Below are 12,149 nucleotides of genomic sequence, written 5' to 3' on the forward strand. Positions count from 1 at the left end.
TGTGGTAGGGGCCGGGCTTGCCCGGCCCGAAAAGCCTGGAGCATACCAGGGGGAAGATTCGGGAGGGGCAAGCCCCTCCCCTACGCCCAGCAACCCAAGATATGCGGCAATCTTCAGGGCTTGCATTCTTCATTATTCATTTTTCATGATTCATTGCCAAAAAAGTGGGCCGCTGATGGTTCAGCGGCCCGCTCCTTGTCGGCTCTTACAGGTCGATATCCTCGTAATCGTCGTACTCGGAGGAACAGAAGCAGCAGTTGGCCTTCTTCTCCTCCACCTTGTCGGCAATGGCGTAGAATGTGTCCACGATCTTGTCCCAGTATGCCATCACCAAGCATACCACGGCGCTCACGGCCATAGCCACGGCGGCTGCCTTCAAGATAAAGCGGATGACTTTCATGTTCAGTCCCTCCCTTGTGTGTTTCGGTACGTCATAGTTTACACGATTTGCGTGCAAAAAACAATGGGATTTGAAAAAAATTCACAATTCCCTTTCCCGCCTCTCCGGCCCCACAGGCCTCCTTCCACAAATTGCACCAGAAACCGGGAATTTCTCTTGAAATTTTCCATCCTTTCCCCCGCCTATGTGGGAAAACTCCCCTTGTTTTTTCCTCCAAAATGGAATACAATGTATTGACTAAAGCTTTGTCTTGACCACACATTTCCCACTCTTACCATAGAAAGGAAGGGTTCCATGAAGATACAAACTGAAATCGGCCGCATCCGCATTGCCAGCGAAGTGTTCAGCAACATCACCGGCGCTGTGGCTACCAGCTGCTACGGCGTGAAAGGGATGGCCTTCCGTTCCAAGACCGACGGCCTGGTCCATCTGCTCCGCCGGGAGTCCATGTCCAAAGGCGTGAAGCTGGTCTATCACGAGGACGATTCCGTGTCCATTGAGCTACACATCATCGTGGACAACGGGGTCAATCTGGTGGCCGTGAGCCGCTCCATCCAAAGTGAAGTCAAGTACAACGTCAACCGCCTCACCGGCGTGGAAGTGCGCAGCGTCTCCGTGTGCGTAGACTCCATGGTCATCGGCTAAGGCCAGCGCTGATAGAAAGGAATTTGCTAACATTATGATCGACATCATTGACGGCGCATTGTTTCAGCGCATGGTGGTGCACGCTGCTGCCTCCATCAACGCCCAGAAACAGAGCATCAACGAGCTCAACGTCTTCCCTGTGCCCGACGGCGACACCGGCACCAACATGTCCCTGACCATTGGCACCGCCGCCGCTGAGGCCAAGAAAAAGCCCGCCACCACCGTGGCCCAGGCTGCCGCCACCAACGCCTCCGCCCTGCTGCGGGGCGCCCGTGGCAACTCCGGCGTCATCCTCTCCCTGCTCTTCCGCGGCGTGTCCAAGGCCCTGAAGGACCATGACACCGCCGACGGTGTGGCCCTGGCTGCCGCCCTCCACGAGGGCGTGTCCGCCGCCTACAAGGCCGTCATGAAGCCTGCCGAGGGCACCATCCTCACCGTCTCCCGCCTGGCCGCCAAGGCTGCCGCTGAGGCCGCCCAGGAGCAGAACAGCGCCGAGCACGTGCTGGAGGCTGCCATCGCCCACGGCCAGGAGGCCCTGGCTGAGACCATCAACCAGAACCCCGTGCTGAAGAAGGCGGGCGTGGTGGATGCCGGTGGTAAGGGCTTCCTCATCATTCTCCAGGGTATGCTGGACGAGATGCGGGGTATTCCCGCTCCCCAGGGCGGCGAGGACGACGCCCCCAAGGCCAAGGACAAGGCGGATTTCGCCACCTTTGAGACCGGAGACATCACCTTCGGCTACTGCACCGAGTTCATCTGCTCCCGGGACAACACCAAGGACCCCCAGCTGCTGCGCTCCTTCCTCAATGGCATGGGCGACAGCCTGGTGCTGGTGGACGACGACGAGATCATCAAGGTCCACGTCCACACCAACCACCCCGGCCGCGTGCTGGAAGAGGCCCTGACCTACGGCGCTCTGCTCACCGTGAAGATTGAGAACATGCGGGAGCAGCACACCGAGATTCTGGAAGAGGCCAAGGAGGCCCAGGAGGAAGAGCCCGGTATCGTCCCCGCCGAGAAGAAGTACGGCGTGGTGGCCGTGTGCGCCGGCGGCGGCCTGGCCTCCGTGTTCCGGGACCTGGGCGTGGATGGCATCATCTCCGGCGGCCAGACCATGAACCCCTCCACCGAGGACATTCTGCGGGAGATCGCCCGCACCCCCGCCGAGACCGTGTTCGTGCTGCCCAACAACAAGAACATCATCATGGCAGCTCAGCAGTGTGTGGGCCTCATTGAGGGCCGGGAAGTGGTGGTCATCCCCACCCGCACCGTGCCCCAGGGCATCTCCACCCTGCTGGTGATGGACCCCGAGGGTCCGGTGCAGGACAACGTGGACGCCATGACCGAGGCCATGAGCCACGTGCACACCAGCGAGGTGACCTACGCCGCCCGCAACTCCGACTTCGACGGCTTCGCCATCCAGGAGGGCGACTACATGGCCCTCAGCGACGGCCAGCTGTTCGGCACCGCCAAGTCCATGGAGGAGCTGCTGGAGAATCTGGCCCAGGCCGAGACCCAGCAAACGGCAGAGTTCATCAACATCTTCTACGGCGAGGATGTGGACGAGGAGTCCGCCGGCAAGGCCCTGGCCCTGTTCCAGCGCCTGTGCCCCAACGCTGAGATCACCTTGCTCAGCGGCGGCCAGCCCGTGTACTACTATATGATTTCCGCGGAATAACGGCCAAAACACTCCAACCCGGCGGTGCAGCTGACGCTGCGCCGCCGGGTTTTTCTTTTTTCCTGCAAAAAATGATTCTCCATATTTCACGCAACTTTTCACCCCCAAGCGCATATACTACATGGTATACGGGGGAGTGTGGCGGGAATTTGCCCGCCCCTCCTCCACAGACATTGACAGAAACGGAGCGATTGACCATGTTGTTGCAAACCACACCCCCGAAATCCGACACCCCCGCCCAGGACGTGGACGACCTGATCTTTATGGGCCAGGCCGGGCCAATTGTCAGCCAGCGTTGACGGTGAAAAATCATCTTTTTGACGGGAATCTCCCCCCTTTACAACCCAGGGGCCTTTCTATATAATATATGAGATATATTATGGCCATGGGCCGGTTAAAGGATGAACGAGAATGCTGCAATTTGACGAATACAAGGTAAAACTCAACAACCTCAAGCCCGAGCTGGAAGAGCTGGGGCAGGCCCTGGACCTGGAGGCCGCTGAGCGGGAGCTGGATATGCTCCAGGCGGAGTCCGCCTCCGACGGGTTCTGGGACAACGTGGAGAAGGCCCGGAAGATCCAGCAGCGCATCAGCCAGCTGGAGGGCAAGATCAACGCCCAGGCCAAGCGTCTGTCCACCTGGGACGACCTGATGGTCATGTGTGAGATGGGCAACGAGGAGGAGGACGAATCCCTGGTGCCCGAGGTGGAAGAGGGCTTCGAGGGCCTCATCCGCAACATGGAGGAGGCCCGTCTGGCCACCCTCCTGTCCGGCGAGTACGACCCCTCCCCCGCCATTGTCTCCCTCCAGGCCGGCGCCGGCGGCACCGAGGCCCAGGACTGGGCCCAGATGCTCTACCGCATGTACACCCGCTGGGCCGAGCGCCACGGCTTTACCTACTCCATTCTGGACTACCAGGACGGCGACGAGGCGGGCATCAAGTCCGCCACCATCCGCATTGACGGCGAGAACGCCTACGGCTACCTGAAAAGCGAGCACGGCGTGCACCGCCTGGTGCGTGTCTCCCCCTTTGACGCCAACGCCCGCCGTCAGACCTCCTTCGCCGCCGTGGAGGTGACCCCCGAGATCGACGACAGCGTGGAAGTGGAGATCCGCCCCGAGGACATTGAGATGCAGGTCTACCGCGCCTCCGGCGCCGGCGGCCAGCACGTCAACAAGACCTCCTCCGCCGTGCGACTGATTCACAAGCCCTCCGGCCTGGTGGTGGCCTGCCAGACCGAGCGAAGCCAGCTGCAAAACCGGGAAACCTGTATGAAGATGCTGCGCTCCAAGCTCATCCAAATCAAGGAGCAGGAGCACCTGGACAAGATCTCCGACATCAAGGGCGTGCAGCTGAAAATCGAGTGGGGCAGCCAGATTCGTTCCTACGTGTTTATGCCCTACCAGCTGGTGAAGGACAACCGCACCGCCTACGAGACCTCCAACATCAATGCCGTGATGGACGGCGACCTGGACGGCTTCATCAACGCCTACCTCACCGCCTCCGCCACCGGCAACTGGGCCACCAAATAATTCCCACACACATCGCCTGTCCCGGGTGCTCCTCGCCTCCGGGACAGGCGATTTCTTCCCTCTAGGCCAGGGGAACTTCTTTGTAAATATTGTCTTATATGGTTGACTGTTCCTGACATGAGGACTACAATAGTACCACAATCGAACTGTTAGGAGGGTATCAACCATGAAAAAGCTGATTCGCCGATGTCTTGCTCTGGCGCTGAGCGCCGTGTTTGTGCTCACCTGCGCCGCCCCCGTCTCTGCCGCCGGCACCGACATCAACGTCCAATTGGATGTCACCTATTCCCAGACCGACGCCCGGGACATGCTGACACTGATCAACGACTTCCGTGCCAGCGACGATGCCTGGTACTGGAACCAGGACAATTCCACCAAAACCGATGTATCCGGTAAGCTCCAGGACTTCGTCTACGACTACAACCTGGAGAAAATAGCCATGCAGCGGGCCGCGGAAATCGTGGTGGCGTATGGTCACATCCGCCCGGACGGTACTAGCTGGTATTCCGCATTCCGGGAGTTTGGCGTCTATTACCACAGCGCATCGGAGAACATTGCCATCGGCTACACCTCCGCCCAAGATGTCTTTGAGGGCTGGCGGGAGGACAACGAGGACTATTCCGGCCAGGGTCACCGCCGCAATATGCTCTCCCAGGACATGGCCTCCATCGGCATTGCCCATGTGGTATACGGCGGGGTGCATTTCTGGGTTCAGGAGTTTGGCACCCTGGCAAACCCCAACACCACTGAGACCACCCCCGCCGCCGATGCCACCGTGGACATCCGGGTGGCGTCCGACTCCATCCGCAGCGTCACCCTGGACGCCATCTCCCCCCTGTCCCTGAAGGTAGGCGCTCAGGCAGATCTGCCCACCGTGTCCGCCACCTTGGAGACCAATGACACCTGGGCACACACCCCTGACATCCATGTGACGCTGGAGCCCAACTGGACTGTGACGGCAGGCAGCGATGTGGTGAAGGTGGAGGGCGACAAGCTCACCGCCCTGGGGGCGGGCAGCGCCACCCTCTCCGCCACCGTGGCGGGCCAGACCGTCACCTGCTCGGTCACCGTCACCCAGGCCCCCTGTCAGCACCAGTGGGATGACGGTGTAGTCACCACTGAGCCCACCTGCACCCAGGATGGCGTGCGCACCTACACCTGCCAGCTGTGTGGAGAGACCAGGACCGAGGCCATCCCCGCCACCGGGCACACCGTTGTCATCGATCCTGCCGTTGCCCCCACCTGCACCCACACCGGCCTCACGGAAGGCAGTCACTGCTCCGTGTGCAACACGGTGATCGTGGCCCAGACTGAGGTGCCTATGCTGCCCCACGACTATGTGGCCTCTGTCACCACTGAGCCCACTTGCACCGTGGATGGTGTGCGCACCTATACCTGTTCCATGTGCGGCGACAGCTATACCGAAGCCATCCCCGCCACCGGCCACACCTTTGGCCCCTGGACCACCGTCACCTCTCCCACCTGCACCCAGAGCGGCAGTGAGCAGCGCTCCTGCTCCGTCTGCGGCTATACCGAGACCCGGGGCGTCGATCCCACCGGCCACGCCTGGGAGGATGACTACACCGTGGATCAGGCTCCCACCTGCACCCAGGACGGCAGCAAGTCCATCCACTGCTCCCGGTGCGATGCCGTCACCGATGTCCAGACCATCCCCGCCACCGGCCACACCTGGGACCAGGGCACTGTCATCACCCCCGCCACCTGCACGGAAAGCGGCACCATGCGCTACACCTGCACCGTCTGCGGCGAGACCCGGGATGAGGTGATTCCCGCCACTGGTCACACCTGGGACCAGGGCACTGTCCTCACCCCCGCCACCTGCACAGAAAACGGCACCATGCGCTACACCTGCACCGTCTGCGGCGAGACCCGGGACGAGGTGATTCCCGCCACCGGTCACGCCTGGGAGGATGATTACACCGTGGATCAGGCTCCCACCTGCACTCAGGACGGCAGCAAGTCCATCCACTGCTCCCGGTGCGATGCCGTCACCGATGTCCAGACCATCCCCGCCACTGGCCACACCTGGGACCAGGGCACTGTCATCACCCCCGCCACCTGCACGGAAAGCGGCACCATGCGCTACACCTGCACCGTCTGCGGCGAGACCCGGGACGAGGTGATTCCCGCCACTGGCCACACCTGGGACCAGGGCACCGTCTTCACCCCCGCCACCTGCACGGAAAGCGGCACCATGCGCTACACCTGCACCGTCTGCGGCGAGACCCGGGATGAGGTGATTCCCGCCACTGGTCACACCTGGGACCAGGGCACTGTCCTCACCCCTGCCACCTGCACAGAAAACGGCACCATGCGCTACACCTGCACCGTCTGCGGCGAGACCCGGGATGAGGTGATCCCCGCCACCGGTCACGCCTGGGAGGATGATTACACCGTGGATCAGGCTCCCACCTGCACTCAGGACGGCAGCAAGTCCATCCACTGCTCTCAGTGCGATGCCGTCACCGATGTCCAGACCATCCCCGCCACTGGTCACACCTGGGACCAGGGCACCGTCTTCACCCCCGCCACCTGCACGGAAAGCGGCACCATGCGCTATACCTGCACCGTCTGCGGCGAGACCCGGGACGAGGTGATTCCCGCCACCGGTCACGCCTGGGAGGATGATTACACCGTGGATCAGGCTCCCACCTGCACCCAGGACGGCAGCAAGTCCATCCACTGCTCTCGGTGCGATGCCGTCACCGATGTCCAGACCATCCCCGCCACTGGCCACTCCTATGAGTGGGTGGTGGACCAGGAGCCCACTGCCACCCAGGCAGGCAGCCGTCACCAGGAATGCACCGTGTGCGGCGCCCTGGGTGCCACGGAGACCATTCCCGCCACTGGCACTGAGCCTGGCACTGAGCCTGGCACTGAGCCTGGCACTGAGCCCAGCACCCAGCCCAGCACCCAGCCCAGCACCCAGCCCCAGGCCGGCAGCACTGTCCCGTCCACCGGCGACCACAGCCACCTGACTGTGTATGTGGGTATCCTGGCGGTGTGCGTGCTGGCCCTGGCTGGAGTCGGCGCAGTGGCTGTCCGTCGCCGCCGCCGCTAATCGTTCCGCATCTCCCCATATTCCCCTGATCATTTCCTGTGGCCCTCAAAAGAGGGCCACAGGATTTTTTTGCATACTTTTTCTCCCATGGGAAACCCTATCCATGCAAGTGAAACCCAAAGGAGGGATTGGATGGCGCAATCGGCCATTGAAATTAAAAGCGAGATCGGGCCCTTGAAGCGGGTGCTGCTCCACCGCCCCGGGGGCGAGCTGGAAAACCTGATGCCGGAGTATCTGGAGCGCCTGCTCTTCGACGACATCCCCTATCTGAAAATCGCCCAGGAGGAGCACGACGCCTTCTGTGGGCTGCTGCGGGACAACGGCGTGGAGGTGGTGTACCTCACCGACCTGGTCAGCGAGTCCCTCACCGACGGAGCGGTGAAGGAGCAGTTTGTGCTGGAGTATATCGGAGAGGCGGGGGTGCGGGGGGACAAGCGCACCGCCATGATCGCCGACCACTTTCTGTCCATGTCCACCCACAACATGGTGTCCGCCATGATGGCAGGGCTGCGCAAGGCCCAGGTCCACGGATATGGCCGGAAAAACCTCACCGACTACCTGGAAGACGACTATCCCTTTGTCCTGGACCCCATCCCCAACCTGTACTTTACCCGGGACCCCTTCGCCGCCATGGGCAACGGGGTAACCATCCACCGAATGCACACCGTCACCCGGCGGCGGGAGACCCTCTTCGCCCAGTATATCTTCGCCTACCACCCCCAGTACAAGGGCACCCCGGTGTACTACGACCGGGCCGCCCCCGCCTCCATTGAGGGGGGCGACATCCTGGTGCTCTCCCCCCAGGTGGTGGCCATTGGCATCTCCCAGCGCACCCAGCCCTGGGCCATTGAGCAGCTGGCCAAGCGGCTTCTCTCCCCCCAGGTGGGCTTTACCAAGGTGCTGGCCTTTGACATCCCCAAAAACCGGGCCTTCATGCACCTGGACACGGTGTTTACCATGGTGGACCGGGACAAATTCACCATGCACCCGGGCATCTCCTCCCACCTGCGCCTGTTCGTGCTGGAACTGGAGGAGGGGGCCCACCTGTCCATCACCGAGGAGGAGGACAGCCTGGAAAACATCCTGAAAGAGCATTTGAACCTGGACTCCGTCACCCTCCTCAAGTGCGGCGGCAACTCGGTGATTGACGCCGCCCGGGAGCAGTGGAACGACGGCTCCAACACCTTCTGTCTGGCCCCCGGCCGGGTGGTGGCCTACTCCCGCAACCACGTCACCAACCGGGTCATGGAGGAGGCGGGCATTGAGGTGCTCACCATTCCCAGCAGTGAGCTGTCCCGGGGCCGGGGCGGCCCCCGGTGTATGACCATGCCCCTGGTACGGGGTTCCATCTAATCTATGTTGCAAAGGAGATCACAACCATGGCAGTCAATCTAAAAGGCAAATCCTTCCTCACCCTCATGGACCTCTCCGCCCAGGAGATCCGCTACCTGCTGGACCTGGGCCATTCCCTGAAGGCCAAGCGGCAGATGGGACTCCACGGGGAGGCCCTCAAAGGCAAGCACATCGTGCTGCTCTTTGAAAAGACCTCCACCCGCACCCGCTGCTCCTTTGAAGTGGCCATGGCCGAGGAGGGAGGCCGGGTGACCTACCTGGACCCCGGCTCCTCCCAGATGGGGAAAAAGGAGTCCATGGAGGACACCGCCAAGGTGCTGGGCCGCTTCTTTGACGGCATCGAGTACCGGGGCTACGACCAGGCCAACGTGGAGACCCTGGCCAAATACTCCGGGGTGCCCGTGTACAACGGCCTGACCGACCTGGACCACCCCACCCAGATCATTGCGGACATGATGACCATGGAGGAGCACTTGAGCAAGCCCCTCAAGGACTGCAAAGTGGTGTTTGTAGGGGACGTGCGCAACAACATGTGCTATGCCTGGATGTTCGGCTGCTGCAAGATGGGGGTGGACTTTGTGGGCTACGGGCCCCAGGAGCTCATTGACGGGGCGGACAAGACCATTTTGGAGGCCTGCAAGCAGGAGGGGGCCATCTCCGGGGCCAACATCACCCTCACCTGCGACCCCAACGCGTTGAAGGGGGCAGACGTGCTCTACTCGGATATCTGGGCCTCCATGGGCGAGGAAGAGCTGATCCCCCAGCGGGCCAAGCTTCTCACCCCCTACCGCATCGACCACACCATGCTGGCCGCCACGGGGAATCCCGAGGTGATCTTCATGCACTGCCTGCCCTCCTTCCACAACTTCGACACCAAACTGGCCAAAGAGTGGATGGACAAGGGAGTGGACATCCGGGAGGTCACCGACGAGGTGTTCCGCTCTCGTCACTCGGTGGTGTTTGACGAGGCGGAAAACCGGATGCACGCCATCCGTGCCATTCTGGTGGCAACCCTATGAGGGGGGCCACCAAAGTGGTGGTGGCCCTGGGGGGCAACGCCCTGGAGGACAAACAGCTCCCCCCCACCGCCCAGTCTCAACACCAGGTGCTCCAGCGCACCGCCCAGCAGCTGTCCCAGCTGTCGGTATCCGGGTATGAGCTGGCCATCGTCCACGGAAACGGCCCCCAGGTGGGGCGCATCCTCCTGGCCAGCGAGACCGCCCGTGACGTGACGCCCCCCATGCCCTTTGACGTGTGCGGGGCCATGAGCCAGGGGTATATCGGCTACCACATCCAGCAGACCCTCACCGCCGCCCTGCGGGCCCAGGGTAAGAACATCCCAGTTGTGACGGTGGTGACCCAGGTGGTGGTGGACCCCCAGGACCCCGCCTTTTCCCATCCCACCAAGCCCATCGGGCCCTTTTACACCCAGGCCCAGGCGGAGGCCCTCACCCGGGAGCGGGGCTATCACATGCGCCAAGACGGCCAGCGGGGATACCGCCGGGTGGTCCCCTCTCCAAGCCCGCAGCGCATTGTGGAGATTGGAACCATGAAAAGGCTGTGGAACACCACCATCACCATCGCCTGCGGCGGCGGAGGCGTGCCGGTGGTGGAGGGGGCGGACGGACACCTGGAAGGGGTGGCCGCCGTCATCGACAAGGATTTGGCCGCCTGCCGTCTGGGCATTGAGATGGAGGCGGACGTGCTGATGATTCTCACCGAGGTGCCCGCTGTGGCCCTCCACTTCGGCACCCCTCAACAGGAGGACCTGGGCGAGGTGAAGGCGGAGACCCTGGAGCAGTACGCCCACCAGGGACACTTTGGGGAGGGCTCCATGCTGCCCAAGGTGAAGGCGGCCATTCAGTTTGCCCGCTCCGCCCGGGGCCGGACCGCCATCATCACCAGCCTGGACCGGGGGCTGGAGGCCCTGGCGGGCAAGTGCGGCACCCGGGTGACGGCCTGACAAATGGCCCCCTTGCATGAAGGGGTCATCTGCCCAAAAGCTGACCGAGAGGGCCTGTTCTTCTCCGATTTCTGTGGTGTAAACCACCGTCCCCGCCGGGGACGCTCCGCTGGGCCCGATTTCTCCCCGATGAGAAATCGGGGAAAGAATCGCCAAAGGCGGGGCCTTCCCCCGCCTTGTGGAATCCACCCCGCGGTACGGGGGGTGCGCCTGCGCTCTTCTCTGTTCGGCCCTTGGCCTAGTTCATGTCACATAGATGGCGTGGACATTCTACAGAAGGTGCCTGCTTCTCTGACAGAGAGCACTTCTACCCCCAGAGCCTTACCCTGGTATGCAACTGTTCCCAGTTGCCGGAGACCAGGTTCCCGGCGGCGGGAACGCCGCTTGGCCAGGGTAGGCCCGGATATGGAACGCACCCAGCCATAGGGCCAGCTGCCCAGGGTAGCCTGGTATCATAGCAGAGCCAGGACCCACAGCAAGGATGACGGGCCGAACCTAGACTTGACGCAGTTTCAGCCCAGTACCCCAGGGGGGTACCTAGGGGGGAACGCCCTGGGCGGGTTTTGGTGACTTTTGCCCGAACAAAAGTCACCCCCAGCGGGTAGCGTCCCCACCAGGCTGGCAAGCCTGTATTCATTTCTCCGTAAGGAGGTACACTATGAAATCCTTTCGCATGCCCACCGCCTACACCATTCTCCTCTCCCTGCTGCTGGTGATGACCATTCTCACCTGGGTCATCCCCGCCGGACGCTACCAGACGGGAGCGGAGGGGGAACCGGTGTCGGGCACCTATGAGCAGATTCCCCAACAGGGCCAGCCCATCACCTCGGTGTTCACCGCCCCCCTGGAGGGGCTGTACGAGGCCATCGACATCGCCGCCTTTATCCTCATGGTGGGTGGTTTTCTGGGGGTTGTGGGCAAAACCGGGGCCATTGACCGGGGCATCTCCGCCCTGGTGGCCAAGCTCCGGGGCAAGGAGACCCTGCTCATCCCCATTTTGATGCTGGTGTTCGCCCTGGGGGGCACCACCTTCGGCATGGCGGAAGAGACCATCGCCTTTTACCCTCTGGTGCTGCCCATTTTCATCTCCGCCGGGTACGACCCCATCACCGCTGTGGCGGTAATTTTGGTGGGGGCCGGGGTGGGCACCCTGGCCTCCACCGTCAACCCCTTCGCCACCGGCATCGCCGCAGGCTTTGCCGGGGTGTCCCTGGGCACCGGGATGTTGCTGCGGGTCATCATGCTGGTGGTGATGCTGGCGGCGTCCATTTACTTCGTCATGCGCTACGCCGCCCGGGTCAAGGCCCACCCGGAGACCTCCCTCATGGCCAGCCATCGGGCGGATTACACCGCCCGCTTTGCCGCCCAGGGTTCGGACGGGGCCAAGCTGACCTGGGTGCAGTCTCTGGCCCTGGCCCTCTTCGCCCTCACCTTCCTGGTGATGATCTACGCCGTCATTCCCTTTGACGACATGGGGCTGCCCCTGCCCACCCTG

8 protein-coding genes and 1 pseudogene are annotated in these 12,149 nt (G+C 62.5%); 8 read left to right on the forward strand and 1 reads right to left on the reverse strand.

Translation table 11 applies throughout. The features are described 5' to 3' along the window. Positions 1–205: 205 nt before the first annotated feature. The gene (locus tag E0L15_RS08580; RefSeq protein ID WP_087234396.1) at positions 206–400 is read right to left on the reverse strand and encodes a hypothetical protein; all 195 of its coding nucleotides are present in this window, start codon (positions 398–400) and stop codon (positions 206–208) included. A 294-nt stretch (positions 401–694) separates the two neighbouring features. On the opposite strand from E0L15_RS08580, the gene E0L15_RS08585 reads away from it, so the two are divergent. The 8 genes and pseudogenes from E0L15_RS08585 to E0L15_RS08620 form a co-directional block, all read left to right on the forward strand. Continuing rightward, a complete protein-coding gene (locus tag E0L15_RS08585; RefSeq protein WP_087234398.1) occupies positions 695–1,045 on the forward strand; it encodes an Asp23/Gls24 family envelope stress response protein in 351 nt (116 codons plus the stop codon). Positions 1,046–1,079: 34 nt separating this feature from the next. Continuing rightward, positions 1,080–2,723 (forward strand): DAK2 domain-containing protein, encoded by a 1,644-nt coding sequence (locus tag E0L15_RS08590; RefSeq protein ID WP_168125268.1) that lies wholly within the window; start codon positions 1,080–1,082, stop codon positions 2,721–2,723. A 411-nt stretch (positions 2,724–3,134) separates the two neighbouring features. Further along, complete coding sequence (gene prfB / locus E0L15_RS08595; protein ID WP_087392364.1) at positions 3,135–4,256, forward strand: peptide chain release factor 2; 1,122 nt, start codon at positions 3,135–3,137, stop codon at positions 4,254–4,256. Between the two features lie 166 nt (positions 4,257–4,422). Further along, complete coding sequence (locus tag E0L15_RS08600) at positions 4,423–7,338, forward strand: CAP domain-containing protein (RefSeq protein WP_168125269.1); 2,916 nt, start codon at positions 4,423–4,425, stop codon at positions 7,336–7,338. A 132-nt stretch (positions 7,339–7,470) separates the two neighbouring features. Continuing rightward, the gene (gene arcA / locus E0L15_RS08605; protein WP_168125270.1) at positions 7,471–8,691 is read left to right on the forward strand and encodes an arginine deiminase; all 1,221 of its coding nucleotides are present in this window, start codon (positions 7,471–7,473) and stop codon (positions 8,689–8,691) included. A 26-nt stretch (positions 8,692–8,717) separates the two neighbouring features. Beyond that, positions 8,718–9,710 (forward strand): ornithine carbamoyltransferase, encoded by a 993-nt coding sequence (gene argF, locus E0L15_RS08610; protein ID WP_087370083.1) that lies wholly within the window; start codon positions 8,718–8,720, stop codon positions 9,708–9,710. Further along, positions 9,707–10,654, forward strand: a complete 948-nt coding sequence (gene arcC, locus E0L15_RS08615) for a carbamate kinase (RefSeq protein ID WP_168125271.1) — start codon at positions 9,707–9,709, stop codon at positions 10,652–10,654. Before argF ends, arcC begins: the two co-directional genes overlap by 4 nt. 658 nt (positions 10,655–11,312) lie before the next feature. Beyond that, positions 11,313–12,149 (forward strand): annotated as a pseudogene (locus E0L15_RS08620) (YfcC family protein); the annotation flags it as partial.

The sequence above is a fragment of the Pseudoflavonifractor sp. SW1122 genome, assembly GCF_012027765.1.
GTDB lineage: Bacteria > Bacillota > Clostridia > Oscillospirales > Oscillospiraceae > Enterenecus > Enterenecus faecium.